This window comes from Microbacterium sp. NPDC089186, from assembly GCF_040685115.1.
Lineage (GTDB): Bacteria > Actinomycetota > Actinomycetes > Actinomycetales > Microbacteriaceae > Microbacterium > Microbacterium galbum.
The window spans coordinates 276,876-292,088 of record NZ_JBFBHJ010000002.1; the positions used below are offsets into that span (position 1 = coordinate 276,876).

Annotated in this window: 13 protein-coding genes and 1 tRNA gene; 5 read left to right on the forward strand and 9 right to left on the reverse strand. The window is 70.7% G+C overall.

Annotation, left to right across the window (positions count from 1 at the left end; translation table 11 throughout):
• Positions 1 to 37: 37 nt before the first annotated feature.
• The 5 genes from AB0N82_RS07560 to AB0N82_RS07580 form a co-directional block, all read right to left on the reverse strand.
• Positions 38 to 367, reverse strand: coding sequence for an Rv3654c family TadE-like protein (locus AB0N82_RS07560; protein ID WP_363389985.1), 330 nt, complete (start codon positions 365 to 367; stop codon positions 38 to 40).
• Positions 367 to 735 (reverse strand): TadE family type IV pilus minor pilin, encoded by a 369-nt coding sequence (locus AB0N82_RS07565; RefSeq protein ID WP_363389988.1) that lies wholly within the window; start codon positions 733 to 735, stop codon positions 367 to 369. The genes AB0N82_RS07560 and AB0N82_RS07565 overlap by 1 nt, the downstream gene beginning before the upstream one ends.
• A 110-nt stretch (positions 736 to 845) precedes the next feature.
• Positions 846 to 1,082, reverse strand: a complete 237-nt coding sequence (locus AB0N82_RS07570) for a DUF4244 domain-containing protein (protein WP_363389991.1) — start codon at positions 1,080 to 1,082, stop codon at positions 846 to 848.
• 43 nt (positions 1,083 to 1,125) lie between these two features.
• The gene (locus AB0N82_RS07575; protein WP_363389994.1) at positions 1,126 to 1,998 is read right to left on the reverse strand and encodes a pilus assembly protein TadB; all 873 of its coding nucleotides are present in this window, start codon (positions 1,996 to 1,998) and stop codon (positions 1,126 to 1,128) included.
• Entirely contained in the window at positions 1,995 to 3,023 is a 1,029-nt protein-coding gene (locus AB0N82_RS07580; protein WP_363389997.1) for a TadA family conjugal transfer-associated ATPase, read from the reverse strand. Before AB0N82_RS07580 ends, AB0N82_RS07575 begins: the two co-directional genes overlap by 4 nt.
• 387 nt (positions 3,024 to 3,410) lie before the next feature.
• Between AB0N82_RS07580 and acs the strand changes: the two genes are divergently transcribed.
• Positions 3,411 to 5,378, forward strand: a complete 1,968-nt coding sequence (acs, locus tag AB0N82_RS07585; protein WP_363390001.1) for an acetate--CoA ligase — start codon at positions 3,411 to 3,413, stop codon at positions 5,376 to 5,378.
• Positions 5,379 to 5,466: 88 nt separating this feature from the next.
• On the opposite strand, the gene AB0N82_RS07590 is transcribed toward acs, so the two are convergent.
• The 3 genes from AB0N82_RS07590 to AB0N82_RS07600 form a co-directional block, all read right to left on the reverse strand.
• The gene (locus AB0N82_RS07590; RefSeq protein ID WP_363390004.1) at positions 5,467 to 6,171 is read right to left on the reverse strand and encodes a phosphatase PAP2 family protein; all 705 of its coding nucleotides are present in this window, start codon (positions 6,169 to 6,171) and stop codon (positions 5,467 to 5,469) included.
• A 142-nt stretch (positions 6,172 to 6,313) separates the two neighbouring features.
• Positions 6,314 to 6,781, reverse strand: coding sequence for a RidA family protein (locus AB0N82_RS07595; protein ID WP_363390007.1), 468 nt, complete (start codon positions 6,779 to 6,781; stop codon positions 6,314 to 6,316).
• Entirely contained in the window at positions 6,778 to 6,996 is a 219-nt protein-coding gene (locus tag AB0N82_RS07600) for a hypothetical protein (RefSeq protein ID WP_108317699.1), read from the reverse strand. Before AB0N82_RS07600 ends, AB0N82_RS07595 begins: the two co-directional genes overlap by 4 nt.
• 117 nt (positions 6,997 to 7,113) lie before the next feature.
• Between AB0N82_RS07600 and AB0N82_RS07605 the strand changes: the two genes are divergently transcribed.
• The 4 genes from AB0N82_RS07605 (at position 7,114) to AB0N82_RS07620 (ending at position 12,584) form a co-directional block, all read left to right on the forward strand.
• Positions 7,114 to 9,816 (forward strand): transglycosylase domain-containing protein, encoded by a 2,703-nt coding sequence (locus AB0N82_RS07605; RefSeq protein ID WP_363390011.1) that lies wholly within the window; start codon positions 7,114 to 7,116, stop codon positions 9,814 to 9,816.
• Positions 9,817 to 9,827: 11 nt separating this feature from the next.
• Complete coding sequence (locus AB0N82_RS07610; RefSeq protein WP_315995266.1) at positions 9,828 to 10,736, forward strand: metallophosphoesterase; 909 nt, start codon at positions 9,828 to 9,830, stop codon at positions 10,734 to 10,736.
• A 114-nt stretch (positions 10,737 to 10,850) separates the two neighbouring features.
• A complete protein-coding gene (locus tag AB0N82_RS07615; protein ID WP_363390014.1) occupies positions 10,851 to 12,350 on the forward strand; it encodes a hypothetical protein in 1,500 nt (499 codons plus the stop codon).
• 157 nt (positions 12,351 to 12,507) lie between these two features.
• Positions 12,508 to 12,584 (forward strand) — tRNA-Pro (locus AB0N82_RS07620).
• A 556-nt stretch (positions 12,585 to 13,140) separates the two neighbouring features.
• On the opposite strand, the gene AB0N82_RS07625 is transcribed toward AB0N82_RS07620, so the two are convergent.
• A complete protein-coding gene (locus AB0N82_RS07625; RefSeq protein WP_363390017.1) occupies positions 13,141 to 15,168 on the reverse strand; it encodes a hypothetical protein in 2,028 nt (675 codons plus the stop codon).
• Positions 15,169 to 15,213 lie beyond the last annotated feature (45 nt).

Here is a 15,213-nt window from a genome sequence, read left to right on the forward strand (position 1 = left end):
CCATACACACGCCTCCCTGTTCGGGTTCCGGGAGGTCTCACGGGCTCGAGACGACGGGAGGTCCGGCTCGCGAGCGCGCATCGAGGGGAACTCCACCGTACGCCCCGGCGACCGTGACCGTGGCGACCAGGCCGTCGACATGGCACTCCGCCAGCTCCCACCCCGCTGCGGCGGTCACCCGTGCGGCCGCGTCGCACGGGTAGCCGGTCACCGCACCACTGGCCGTGTCGGCCGCCGCGAGAGCCGCCGCATCCGCCGTCCCCGCCACCCGCCGCGCCGTCACCGCAGCACCGCCGACCGCGGCCACCGCCACCGTCAGGGCGGCGACGACCGCCACGACGCCGACGGTCGACGCGCTGCCCGCCATCAGCGGCCGCCGTCGAGGGCGCAGGCCCGCGCCTCCGCGGGCGGGAGCGGAAGGGCGATCGGGATGGAGCGCGTCGCCGACGTCGACACGCAGACGAGACCGTCGCCGCGCATCACGGTCATCGAGCCGCCGGCCGCGGCGAGCGCGGCCGACGCCCCCGCGTCGTCCCCCCGACCGAGGAGCCGGGCTCCCTCGGTCGCCGCCTGCTGCAGACGGAGCGTCGTCATGGCCGTGCTGAGCACCCCCACCCCGAGCGCCAGGACGAGGAGCACGGCGGGGAGGGTCACGGCGAACTCGGCCGCGACCGCGCCCCGCTCCCCCAGCGGGGAGAGCGGGATCGCGGTCGCACCCCGATCCTCCCGCTGCACGCGCGTACCCGCGGCCGTGACAGACCCTCCCCGCGGGAGTCGCGAACCCGCGCCCGTTTTCCGCTCCCCGGGCGGGACGCTCGAGCCCGCCCGCGACCGACCAGGCGTCGTCATTGCACGGTGAGCGCGCGGCGAACGAGGTCGGTGAGGATGCCGCGCACCTCGTCGCTGCGCATGATGGCGACGAGCAGCCCGGCGAAAGCGACAGCGGCCATCGTCGCGATGGCGTACTCCGCGGTGGCGGCGCCGCGCTCGTCGAGGAACACGCGTCGCGCGCCGGCTCCGGTCAGCAGCGGGAACGGCGACGTGTCGCGGGAGAAGAGGGATCGGGGGTCGAGGTCGGACATGGGTTCTCCTTGTTCTTCAGAGGGATTCGGGTCGACGACGTGGTCAGGGGACGACGTCGGAGCGGAGCAGGCCGAGCACGATCGGGGCAACGGCGAGCAGGAGGAACGCGGGCAGGGTGCAGATGCCCAGCGGGAGGAGCAGCCGCGTCGACAGGCGCGCGGCCGCCTCTCGACCGTCGGTGCGTGCCCGGTGACGCGACGCCCAGGCGTCGGCGCGGAGCAGCTCGGCGGCGGGGATGCCGGCTCGCAGCGCCAGGTCGAGCGTCTCGTCGATGGCACGCGTCCCGGACTCGCCGGGGCTGCGCGCGCGGCGCGCGATCACGGTCCGGGCCCGCTCGGGGGACGCGCCCGCGGAGAGCGCGACCGCCCACAACTCGGCTTCGAGGCCCGGCACCGTCGCGGACGGACGCGCGGACCGCGCCAGCCGCCGCGTCCAGACGCTCGCAGCGAAGACCAGGGCGACTCCGCCGGCCAGGCACCCGCGTCCGATCGGATCGGCGAGGAGCGTGCCGACGGTATCTGCTCCGAGAAGCATCCCCAACGGCACGCCGGCAACGGGGAGCCAGCCGAGCAGGCGGGCCGTCGCGAGCGGCTCGGCCACCGCGACACGCACGTCCGAGGTGACTTCGGCTGCATCGCGAAGGGCCCCCGCGACGGAACGGAGCGTCTCCGCCAACGGTGCGCCCGTCTCGACGGCGACGCTGTAGACGGCGGCGATGTCGGCCCATGCCCCTCCGGCGGCGGTGAGCACGACGCCGACGTCATCGCCGCCCTCGGCGGCTCGGGCGGCGGCCAGCACGGCGGGGTCCCCTCCCGCCGCCAGGTGCTGCCACGCGAGGGCGGGCGCGGCACCACCGCCCAGCAGCACCGCGAGCCGCACCACGATCGCGTACGGGTCGGTCCGCGGCGCCGTCACGACCACTCCTGCGGGCGGATGGTCAGTCGGCGGCCGCGCAGGACGGGGCGCCCCCACGCTGTCACGCGTCGGAGTCCGTCCGAGCGCTCGACATGCACCACCGCGCCGACGGCGCTCACGACCTGCCGCGCCGTGGTCACGGCGTCCATTCCGGAGAGTGCGCCCAGCGCCTCCAGACGCGTCGCGACGTCGGCGAGGCTGCTCGCATGGAGCGTGCCGGCGCCCCCGTCGTGTCCGGTGTTCAGGGCCATCAGGAGCTCGCGCAGCTCTTCGCCGCGACACTCTCCCAGAACGAGACGATCGGGCCGCATGCGCAGCGCCTCCCTTAGGAGCCGCGCGAGGGAGATGCCGCCTGCTCCCTCGATGTTGGCCTGGCGGGCCTCGAGGGCGATGTGGTGAGGATGCGCGGGGCGCAGCTCCGCCACCTCCTCGATGGTGATGACACGCTCCGTCGGGGGCGCGCATGACAGCAGGGCGGAGAGCAGAGTCGTCTTCCCCGCGCCCGTCGCCCCCGTGATGAGTACGTTCTCGCGTCGGTCCACGAAGCCCTCAAGACGCTCGCGCTGCGCGGCCGACAGCATCCCGGTCCGTTGCAGCAGCGCGAGGTCGGGTGCATGCCACCGGGGGACGCGGATGGAGATGGTCGTCCCGCGGGCGGCGACGGGGGCCAGTACCGCGTGCACCCGGACGCCCCGCTCCCAGCGCACGTCGACGCACGGAGAAGCATCGTCGAGATGCCGTCCGCCTCGCGCGATCAGCCGGACCGCCAGACGGCGCACCTCCGTCTCGGTCGCCCGCCACGATGCCACGCGCTCGATTCCCGCGCCCCGATCGACGAACAGGCCGTCCTCTCCGTTGATGAACAGGTCGGTGACGAGGGGGTCGTCGAGGAAAGGGCGGAGGAAGGTCACCGCGGCGTCGTCGTCGGCCGCGACCGCGCCGTCGTCCTGCGCCGCCGGCCGGGATTCGGCCGGGGCGATGCGTGCGGGGGAAGGGAGGGATGCCACGACCACGACGGTAGGCATCGCTGGAGCCCCGGCACGGGGCGGAGACGGGCATCCGTGGACAACGGCTCGGATCTCCTTGCTGGGGAGGAGGGGTCCGAGGGCCCGGAAAAGAAGGGGGCGGCATCCCTACAGTGGGGGGCGAGGGATGCCGCCGCGCGCCGGAGGAAAATTGGGGGGCTCCCCCCGACGCGAGTGCCGGAAGCGATGTTCGGGCGTTCCTAGAGTACGCGCGCCGATGAGCCGGGCCAACTCTCGCGACCTATTCATCGCGATATATCACCTGTTTCCCGGGCGGCGCCGATCCCAACTATCGGAGGTGGCCCCGGTGCAGAGCGGTCGCTAGCGTGACCCGGGTAGAACGCCGCGCATCGACGCGGCGTGACGTGAACGCGAAGGAGCGCCGCGATGAGCAGCCAGATCGACCACCTCCTCAACGAGACCCGGCGGTTCGCACCGTCGGCCGGTTTCGCCGAGAGCGCCGTCGCAGACCGGAGTCTGTACGAGCGCGCGGCCGCCGACCGCGAGGGCTTCTGGGCCGATCAGGCGCGCGAGCTGCACTGGCACACGCCGTTCACGCAGGTGCTCGACTGGTCCAACCCCCCGTTCGCGGAGTGGTTCGCCGACGGCGAGCTCAACGTGGCCTACAACTGCCTCGACCGGCACGTCGAGGCCGGGAACGGCGATCGCATCGCGCTGCGGTGGGAAGGCGAACCCGGCGACCAGCGCAACGTCACCTACGCGGAGCTCACCGACGAGGTCAAGCGCCTCTCCAACGTGCTCCTCGACCTCGGCGTCGAGCGCGGGGACCGCGTCGCGCTCTACCTGCCGATGATCCCCGAGGCCATCGCCTCCATGCTCGCCGTCGCCCGTATCGGCGCCGTGCACTCGGTCGTCTTCGGCGGCTTCTCGGCCGACAGCCTCCGCGCACGCATCGACGACGCCGGCGCGAAGGTCGTCATCACCGCCGACGGCGGCTGGCGGAAGGGGAAGGTCTCCCCCCTCAAGCCCGCGGTCGACCAGGCCCTCTCCGACCGCAACGGCTCCGGCATCCAGGAAACGGTCGAGCACGTGCTCGTCGTCAAGCGCGGCGAGAACGAGGTCGAGTGGAACGCCGACCGCGACATCTGGTGGCACGACGCCGTTCCGCAGGCCTCCGCCGAGCACGAGGCCGAGGCGTTCCCCGCCGAGACACCGCTGTTCATCCTCTACACCTCGGGCACGACGGGGAAGCCGAAGGGCATCCTGCACACCTCCGGCGGCTACCTCACGCAGGCCGCGTTCACGAACCGGGTCGTTCACGACGTGCACCCCGAAACCGACGTCTACTGGTGCACCGCCGACATCGGCTGGATCACCGGGCACACGTACGTGACGTATGGTCCACTCGCCAACGGCGCGACTCAGCTGCTGTACGAGGGCACGCCCGACACGCCTCACCCGGGTCGCTGGTGGGAACTCATCCAGAACCACGGCGTGACCGTCTTCTACACCGCCCCGACGGCGATCCGGTCGTTCATGAAGATCGGGCGAGACGTGCCGCAGAGCTTCGACCTGTCGTCGCTGCGCCTGCTCGGCTCGGTCGGTGAGCCCATCAACCCCGAGGCGTGGGTCTGGTACCGCGAGATCATCGGCGCCGACGAGACGCCCATCGTCGACACGTGGTGGCAGACCGAGACGGGCGCGATCATGATCTCGGCGCTGCCCGGGGTCACCGAGACCAAGCCGGGGTCGGCGCAGGTGCCCCTGCCCGGCATCTCGATCGCCGTCGTGGACGATGCCGGCGAACCCGTCGGCAACGGCAGCGGGGGGCTGCTCGTGGTCACCGAGCCCTGGCCCAGCATGCTGCGCGGAATCTGGGGCGATCCGGACCGTTACCGCGAGACCTACTGGGAGAAGTTCGCCGAGAAGGGCTACTACTTCGCCGGCGACGGGGCCCGCCTCGACGACGACGGCGACGTGTGGTTGCTCGGCCGGGTCGACGACGTCATGAACGTGTCGGGGCACCGTCTCTCGACCGCCGAGATCGAGTCGGCCCTGGTCGGCCACGAGGGCGTGGCCGAGGCGGCCGTCGTCGGCGCATCGGACGAGACCACGGGCCAGGCGGTGGTCGCTTTCGTGATCGTCAAGAGCCGCTACCTGAAGCAGAACCCCGTCGAGGGCCTCGGCGACGAACTGCGCAAGTGGGTCGGAGAGCAGATCGGCCCCATCGCGCGCCCGCGCGACGTCTACATCGTCGGGGAGCTGCCGAAGACCCGCTCCGGCAAGATCATGCGTCGCCTGCTGCGTGATGTCGCGGAGGGACGCGAGGTGGGCGACACCACGACCCTCGCCGACACCGCCGTCATGAGCGTCATCAGCGCCCAGGTGAAGTGACACTCCCCGGCCGGGGATGCCGCGTCCGCGGTGTCCCCGGCCGGACCTTCCTCCGAGTCGGCTCCCCCGGGCCCCCGCGCGTCGCGCGTCAGACGACCCGGCGCGCGCGACGGCGTCGCATCCCGGCATCCACCCTCGCGACCGCCACCGCCCATCCCCCGCGCACGGCCGGGAACACCCCCGCCGCCCAGACGAGGGATGCCACCGCGTCGCCGAGGTAGTGCACGCCCTCGATCACGACGGCGGCGGTCATGCCCGCCACGAGGACAGCGCCCATCGCGATCACGAGCGAACGCCACCGGGTTTCCCATGCCAGACACACGCACGCGGCGACGAAGGCCGCGGTGAAGGCGACGTGACCGCTCGGGAAGGAGGCGTCGGCGGCCCGTCCGATGGTCGCCATCGCCGCCTCGCTCATCCCCGGTCGCGGACGGTCGACCATGACCTTGACCGCCTCGGCCGAGCCCCACGTCACCGCGACCGCTCCCAGGAAGACGACGGCCGGCCGCCACGAGCGGGTCAGACCGGCCACCGCGGCCGTCGCCGCGAGCATGATGATCGCCGCGGGCATCGGCTTGAGGGCGAGATAGAACGCCTCCGCGGTCGACCGGAGCGCACCCCCTCGGAGGTGGTGGATGGCCGCCGACGCGGCGACATCGATCTCGGTCAGGCGCAGCAGGAAGCCGACCAGGACCAGGCCGACGATGGTCGCGACGGCGATCGCCGCCTGCCGCCGCAGGCGTGCGGGAGGGTGCGTCAGCACGGAACCGGTCACCGCGGAAGGAGGAGTCACGAGGGCGATCGTCCTCCTCGCTCCTTCTGAATCAGCCGAGTCACCCGTGGTGCCGGACCCGCCTCGCCGCACCGAAACGGCCGCCCGAACGCCGGAGGGCCGTGGACGTCATCCGCGTCCACGGCCCTCCACGATCACGTCGTCAGGCGACGGTGAAGATCACCTCGACCTCGACCGGGCTGTCCAGCGGCAACACGGGCACGCCGACGGCCGATCGCGCGTGCGCGCCGGTCTCGCCGAACACCTCGCCGAGGAACTCGCTCGCTCCGTTGATGACTCCCGGCTGCCCGGTGAAGTCGGGGACGGATGCCACGAACCCGGTCAGCTTCAGGACGCCGGTGAGGTCGTCGACACCGCCGACGAGGGCTGCCGCGGCCGCGATGGCATTGAGCGCGCACTGTCGGGCGTATCCCTTGGCATCCATCGGGGTCACCAGACCCTCGGATTCGCCGACCTTGCCGGTCGCCGGCAGCGCGCCCTGCACCATGGGCAGCTGACCCGAGGTGTAGACGAGGTCGCCGTGGCGCTTCGCGGGGATGTACGACGCCACCGGCGGGACGACCGAAGGGACCTCGACGCCCAGAGCGGCCAACCGCTCGCTGACGCTCACTGCTGCCCCTCGAACTGACGCGCTGCCGCCTCGGCGGCACCCAGACCGGCGTTGGCGCTTCCGCCGCCGACGGGGCGCTTGAAGTAGGCGACGAGACCGCCCTCGGGGCCGGTCACCACCTGCACGAGCTCCCAGCCCTGCTTGCCCCAGTTGTTCAGGATCGCGGCGGTGTTGTGGATCAGCAGCGGCGTGGTGAGGTATTCCCACGTGGTCATGTGACGGCTCCCCGGCGGTCGCCGCGCGCGTGGATCTCGCGCGCGGAATCGGATACGTGCGCGCGCGAGCGCACGCCTTCGAGGCATCGCCCAGCAACGTCGCTTAGCATCAACCCTATGCCCGAGAACAAACGAACGGCTAGCGGTGCCCTCGGCGGCATCGTCGGCCTCGTCGGCCTGAGCGCGGTCGCCGGACTCCTCGTCACCGCCGCCGTGACGCCGGCCATCGCCGTCTCCGGCGCGGCCGCGTCGAGCGCGATCACGATCTTCGACAAGATGCCGAGCTACCTGCAGCCCGACGAGCTCATGCAGCCGACGACGCTGATGGCCGGCGACCAGGTGCTGGCGAAGTTCTTCGACCAGAACCGCTCCCCCGTCACCTTCGACCAGGTCAACCCCGTCATGTACGACGCGATCCTGTCATCGGAAGACCCCCGCTACTACCAGCACGGCGGTGTCGACCTCATCGGAACGACGCGTGCCCTGCTCAGCAACGCCTCGGGCGGCGAGACCCAGGGCGGATCCTCGATCAGCCAGCAGTACGTGAAGAACGTGCTGGTCCAGCGCTGCGAGCGCGACGCGAAGGCCGTCGAGGCGACCGACACCACGCCCGCCATGACGCGCGACGAGGCCCTGCAGAAGTGCGCTCTCGAGGCGATCCAGTCCGACGGCGCCGCGGGCTACCAGCGCAAGCTCCAGGAGATGCGCTACGCCGTGCAGCTCGAGAAGGAGTACACGAAGGACCAGATCCTTCTGGGCTACCTCAACATCGCCAACTTCGGCGGTGTCACCTACGGCATCGACGCCGCGGCCAAGCGCTACTTCAAGGTCCCGGCCTCGCAGCTGAACGTCGGGCAGGCCGCGGTGCTCGCGGGCATGGTGCAGAACCCCAACCGGTTCCGTATCGACATCCCCGAGGGCTCGATCAACGACGGCACGACCGCGTGGAACAAGGCGCCCGACGGGTCGATCGACGACGTCGACCAGGGCACCATCCAGGCGCTGTACACGCTCCGCGACAACGGCGAGATCACGCAGGAGCAGCTCGTCAACGCCGCCGACGGCTACAGCGAGACGAAGGGCCGTCAGCTCTACGTGCTCAGCCGCATGGAGGCGGACGGCAAGATCACGCACGAGCAGTACGTGCAGTTCGCGATCGAGCCGATCACCCCGCAGATCACCTCGACCGACCAGGGCTGCGTCGTCTCCGCTGCGCCCTACTTCTGCCAGTACGTCGTCGCGACGATCCTCAACGACCCCGCCTTCGGAACCGAGACCGACGATCGCGTGCGGGCTCTCCGTCAGGACGGTCTGACCATCCAGACCACCCTCGACTGGCGTGTTCAGGATGCCGCGCAGCAGGCGATGAACGACAACGCGCCCGCCATGTACGCCAACATGGACTTCGGTTCGACGGCGGTCAGCCTCGAGGCCGGCACCGGCCGCGTCCTCGCGATCGCGCAGAACACGAAGTTCACCCAGGACCCGGCCCAGGCCGAAGCCGACCCGTCGTACAACTCGATCGTGTTCGCCGGCGACAGCACCTACGGCGGCTCCGACGGCTTCAACGCCGGATCGACGTTCAAGTTGTTCACCCTGGTCGATTGGGTCGAGAAGGGGCGCTCGCTCAACGAGAACCTCAACGGTCGTCTGGGCCCCGTGCCGAACATGACGAACTCGTGCACCGGCGACTGGATCAACTTCAACAAGAAGGACATCATCCAGAACTTCGGGAACAGTCAGGGATACGTGGGTACACCGCTTCGCTTCACGCGGGACTCGCTCAACACCGGATACCTCGCGATGGCCTCCGAGCTCGACCTCTGCGACATCGCCAAGACGGCGAAGAAGCTCGGCGTCACGCGCGGCAACGGCACCGACATCGACATGGCGGTCGCGAACAACGTCATCGGCAACGACCCGGTGTCGCCTCTCGCGATGGCGGGTGCCTACGCCACGGTCGCCAACGGCGGCACGCACTGCCAGCCCAAGGTGATCGACAAGGTCACCGACAGCGACGGCGCCGAGCGGAAGGCCCCTGTGCGCGAGTGCTCGCCCGCCCTCACTTCCGACGTCGCCGCCTCGGTCGGCTACGCCCTGCAGGGTGTCATGGCCAGTGGCGGTACGGGCTCCTCGGCGAACCCGTACGACGGCACCCCCGTGCTCGGCAAGACGGGTACGCACGAGGGCTGGAACACCTGGATGATCGAGTCGTCGACCAAGGTCACCACGGCGGTCTGGGTCGGCAACTGGCGCGGTATCGAGACGCTGTTCGGAAAGTACTGGAACGGACAGCAGCTCTCCGACATGCGCTACTCGATCGCCCGGGCGACCCAGAGCGCGGCCGACGAGTTCTACGGCGGCGACCGCTTCCCCGACCCGCCCTCGAACGCCCTGCGCACGCAGCAGCGCGATCTGCCGAACGTCGTGGGTCAGTCCATCGACAGCGCTCGCTCGACGCTCGAGAACGCGGGCTTCCGCGTCTCGGTCGGCGACCCGGTGGACGCCGATTTCGGTAACGACCGTGTCGCGGCGCAGAACCCCGGCGGCGGATCCGCCCCGGCCGGTTCCGTGATCACGCTCAGCCCCGGCAACGGCCAGGGCGGAACCGTGCCCGACGTGGCCGGCCAACCGGTGAGTTCCGCCCGCGCGGCGATGCTCTCGGCGGGCTACGGCACCGTCTCCATCGGTTCGTGCTCGAAGGACGAGAAGGCGCCCGCAGAGGGACAGGTCGTCTCGACCAACCCCGCCGGCGGCTCCTCCGCGAACAAGAGCACCAACATCGCCCTCACGATCGTCGCCAAGGACTGCCCCTCGTGACCGGTCCGGTGATGAAGGCCGCCCTCGCGCCCCTCGGGGTCGCGGGGGCGGCCGCCGTCGGGGCAGCCGTGTGGGGAATGGGTGTCGAGCGGTACCTCTTCACGGTGCGCTACCACGCCCTGCGCGTGCTCCCCAAGGGTGCGGAGCCGCTCCGCATCCTGCACGTGTCCGACGCGCACATGGCGCCGTGGCAGCATCGCAAGCAGGAGTGGATGGCACGACTCGCGGAGCTCTCGCCCGATCTCGTCGTCAACACCGGCGACAACCTCGGACACCGCGACGGTCTGACCGGTATCCGCGCGGCCCTCGCCCCTCTCCGCGGTGTCGCGGGCCTTGTCGTGCACGGCTCGAACGACTTCCAGGAGCCCGCTCCTCGCAATCCGCTCCGTTACTTCCTGGGCCCCTCGGGCAACCTCCCCGCCCACAAGCACCTCGACGTCGACGCCCTCGATCAGTTCTTCACCGACGATCTCGGCTGGAGCATTCTGGATGACACCGCGGTGTCGGTCGAGGTGAAGGGCCTGCGGGTCACCGCCTTCGGCGTGAACGATGCCCACCGGAAGTGGGACAAGCCCGAGCTCATCCCGCCGGTGCTGGCAGCGCTTCCCGCCGCCGACCTCACGCTGGGGGTCATGCACGCTCCCTATCGCCGAACCCTGGACACCTTCGTCGAGTTCGGCGCCGACGTGCTGTTGGCCGGGCACACGCACGGCGGTCAGGTGAGGATCCCCTTCAGCAGCAAGGCCCTCGTCTCCAACTGCGATCTCCCCCTCGATCAGGCGCGCGGTCTGAGCGAGTGGACCGCGGCGGGGCGTACCGTCCCGCTCAACGTCAGCGCCGGCCTCGGGCACTCGATCTACGCCCCGGTGCGCTTCGCCTGCCGCCCGGAGGCGAGCCTGCTCACGCTGCTGCCGCGCTGACCTTTCCTCCCCACCCGGAGAAGGGATCGATCCGTCCACGGATCGGTCCCTTTCTCGTGCGCACGGGCGGGCGATTCCCAGACGATCGAACTCCTCGATCGAAGGGAATCCCTCATGAACCATCCGCCTCCGTCGTTTCGTCGTCTGCCGGCCGCACTCGCCCTCCTCGCGGTCCTCCTCGGCAGCCTCGCCGTCGCACCCGCCGCTCAGGCCGCCGAGCGCGGCACGGGCTTCGGCACCTGGGCGCCGCTCTCACGCACCGGCTGGCACGGATCCATGCGCGTCGGAGATGTGCACACGTACTGCATCCATCCGGGCCTGCCCGTGGCCACCGACGCGACGACCGATCACGGCACATCGAGCGACGTCAACGGTCTCTCGCCGCAGCAGCTCGCGTCGATCAACCATCTCGTGACCACCTATGGCCAGACCGACGACCCCGTGCAGGCCGCGAGCGTCGGCTGGGCCGTGAAGGCGATCGTCGACCGGCAGACCACTCTTCACTCGTGGGGGTACGAGGGAGACGACCTGCCCGGCGCCATCGACTGGATCATGCGCCGCGCCAGCCCCGAGAACAGCGGTGCGATCCAGGAGCGGACGATGCGGTACCTCGCCGAGGCCGAGGCCGTGCCCGTTCCCCGCGTCGGTGGCACCCTCGCGCTCGGGACCGACGAGGCGGACCCGACCCGTGGTTCCCTCATCGTCGACGTCGATCCAGCCGCGACGGGCACGGTGCGGCTCGAGAACGCGGTCTTCGCCGACACGGGAACCTCCGTTCACGAGAACGTCCACGGCGGTGAGGTCCACCCGATCATCGCCCCCGCCTCGTCCTCCGACGATGGGCGTCCCTACACCGTTCACGCGACGGGTTCCTTCACGGTCCCGGCGGCAGCCGTCCGCTTCTACTCCACCCCCGGTCAGCAGGAATCCGCGGGACCGGCAGATCCCGAGCGGTTCGACCTCTCGGCGGAGGATGCCACGCCGCGACCGGTGCAGTTCTCGCCACGCCTCGAGACGACCGCGCAGGTCGCGGAAGGGCGGTTCGTCGACGAGGTCACGGTGTCGTCCCCCGAGGGGGTCTGGCCTCGGCGCGGCGACGGGTCGTTCGTGCCGATCGCCGCGACGGCCGATATCTATCGCACCGGCGCCTGGCCCGCCGAAGCCGCTGAGGTTCCCGCCCATCTCACCCCCGTCTCGCACCTCAGCCTGACGACCGACCCCGCGCTGGGCGCCGGCACCTACACGGTGCGAAGCGCCGAGCTGCCCGGCCCCGGCGTGTACACCGCCGTTTGGAGGATCGATCGGGAGGCGCAGGATGCCGCCGTCTCGCCGCACCTCCTTCGGGGCTATGTCTGGGTGGAGCGTTTCGCCTCCCCCACCCAGACGGAGCAGGTCGCACCGCCCGCGCCGCCCACGGCGTCAACCGCTCCGACTCCCCCGCCCGCCGAGACCCCGCCGCTCCCCCCGTCGGCCCCGGCCCCGCTCGCCTCCCTCGCCGCCACGGGGACGCCCGCGACGGCGCTCCCCGGCGCGATAGGGGTCATGACGACGGCAGGGGGACTCGCGGCCGTCGCCTGGGCGTTCGCGCGCCGGCGTCGCACCCTGCGCCCCTGACGACAGCGGGCGGCGGTCCGCCGGGGGCGAGCCGCCGCCCGCTGTCGTCGCTCGCCGATCGCGGCGGGCGAGCGACCGGCCCGCAGAGAGCGGCGCGCCCGAAGGTCCGCGTGGTTCGGAGCATGGCCCGCGGCAGGGTAGACTTTTCAAGTTGCAACGGGGTGTGGCGCAGCTTGGTAGCGCGCGTCGTTCGGGACGACGAGGCCGCAGGTTCAAATCCTGTCACCCCGACCATCGCATCATTGAGAAGGGCTCCCGCCCAGCGGGGGCCCTTCTTCTTTCCCCGAGGAGGAGTCTGCGGGGTACCGGTGCTGCGAATCCGTCGCAGCTGGACCCTGGTCCCGTACGGAGAGGCGCGTTCACCCGCCGCCGGAGCCCCGACGCCGCCTGAGCGCAAACACCGCCGGAGCCTCCACGCCACCCGGCCGAGACGCGCCACCCGGCCGACACGCGCCATCCTCTCGATAGGCGCCGCGCTGCCGAAATGCGCGTGCCGACATTCAGCGCAGTGTTCAGATGCGGCGCAGTGTCCCCATGCGGAATTGTTCCGCAATGCAGCGCAGTCTCCATATGCAGCGCTGTACCGAAATGCAGCGCAGTCCCCACATGCAGCGCTGTACCGCAATGCAGCGCAGTCTCCACATGCAGCGCTGTTCCGAAATGCAGCGCTGTTCCGACGCGCGGCGCACTACCGACATGCGACGCACGACCCGAAGCTCCGCTCGCACGAAAAAAGCGCCCCCGGACCTTCCGAAACGGGAAGGCGCCGGGGGCGCTCACTCAGGGATGCTTAGCGCACGGAGCGACGCACCTTGCGGTAGCCGAGGGCACCGAAGCCACCCAGCATGAGGGCGAAAGCGCCCCACGCGAGGGGAGCGACGTCACCCATACCGGTGTTGGCGAGGCCGCCACCGTTGCCGCCGCCGGGGTTGCCACCGGGAGCAGGGGTGCCGCTGGGCGAGGGAGCCGGAGCGGGAGCGGCGGTGACCGAGAAGCTCACCGAAGCGGAGCTCGACACACCGTCGACCGTCTGCGTGGCGACCACGGCGTAGTCACCGGCGGCCAGAGCGTCCTTCAGCACGACCGACCACTTGCCGTCCTTGACGACCGTCTCGCCGACCTTCGCGTCGTTGATGGTCACCGTGATGTCGGCGCCCGTCAGACCCGTGCCCGAGATGGCGGTGGGAACCGCGGCGCCGCTGTACGACTCGCCGTCCTGGATGCCGGTGATCACCGGAGCCGACGGGGCGACGGTGAACTCCACCGTGGCTGCTGCCGACGTCTGGCCGTCACGCGCCTGGGTGGCGGTGACCGAGTACTGGCCGATGCCCAGGTCGGTCTCGACCGACCAGGAGCCGTCCTCGGCGACCTTGGCGGAGCCCTTGACGTCGCCGGTGAGGGTCACCGTGGCGCCGGCGAGGCCGGTGCCCGAGATCGCCGTGAGCTCGTTCTCGACCGTGGAGCCGTTGGCCGGCGTCGTGATGACCGGAGCCTCGGCCTTGACCTCGACGGAGGCGTCGACCGTGGTCGAGGTGTTGTACCCGCTGACCGAGGTGAGCGAGAAGGAGTAGGTACCGAGCTTGTCGGGAGCGGGGAAGCTCCAGTTGCCCGAACCGTCGACCGTGACCTCGAAGGAGTCACCGGAGGACGGCTTGACCTTCAGCGTGGTGCCCACCTGAGCGGTACCCGAAATGACGCCGCCGACGCCCACCGAGCCGCCGTCGGCGGGGGTGGTGAGGGCGGGAGCGTCGATCTTGAGGGCGACGGTGTAGCCGTCGGTCTGCGCGAGGCCGGCCTGGAGGTCGGCGGCCCACAGGAGGTCGCCATCCTGGCTGCCGCCGGACACGACACCCACCGCGGTGCCTCCCTGGAACACGGCTCCGCCCGAGTCGCCCTCCTGGACGATGCGGGAGTCGCTCTCGATCGCGAAGCCGTAGACCCAACGGAAGGTCTCGTCGGGCTTCGTGATCTTGGACCACCCCTGCACAGCGGTCACCGTTCCCGTGGTGAATCCAGTGGTGCGGCCGGACTTCGAGGCAGGCTGGCCGACCTGAGCCGAACCCACGGCCTTGACGTCGGTCGTTGACTTCGAGAGGTCATCGCTGGATGCCGTGGTCCAGTCGGTGATCTCGGGGTGCAGCTTGAGGGAGTCGTTGGTGATGTCGATCGTCGCGATGTCGACCGACGTCACGTCGCCCTCGGAACCTTCAGTGCTGCCGGGGCCACCGAACTGGGTGAAAGCGAGCGTCCCGAGCTCGTCCGTCACCTCCGCGGTGGAGTTGTCCCCCGCCCCACCGCCGGCGGGGTCGCCCGAGGGGAGCGTCAGGAAGCTGGACGAGAAGAGACCGTCCTCGTTGCAGTGACCGGCCGTGATGACAGCGGGCTTGCCCTGCGGGCTCCAACCCGTGAAACCGATCGAGCACAGACCACCGGGGCCCGGGTTCGCGGGATCGGTCGAGAAGTAGCCGGCGCCGGCGACGACGTCGTTCTCGGCGAGCGCCTTGATGGGGCTGTCGATGACCTTGACCTCGACGTTGGACTTCGACTGGACGAACGTCCTCGCCTCGCCCTGCAGAGCGGCCTCGTCAGCGGTCGCGTAGACGACGACATTGCCGTTCCCGTCCTTCGCGACGGCCTGGACCTGCTCGTCGCTGCTCAGCAGCTGCTTGGCCGTGGCGTCGAATTCGGGGCCCGACGTGGGCGCGACCGACTGGTCGTCACCGGCGAAGGCGACCGCGGGGGCCAGCAAGCCGGACGCGGTGAGCGCGAGAGCGGCGGACGCACCGGCCCACCCCATACGCTTCATGTTTCGTGTCATCGTCTCATCTCGTGTCGTTAGTGGAAAAACGCACCATGAGGAGGA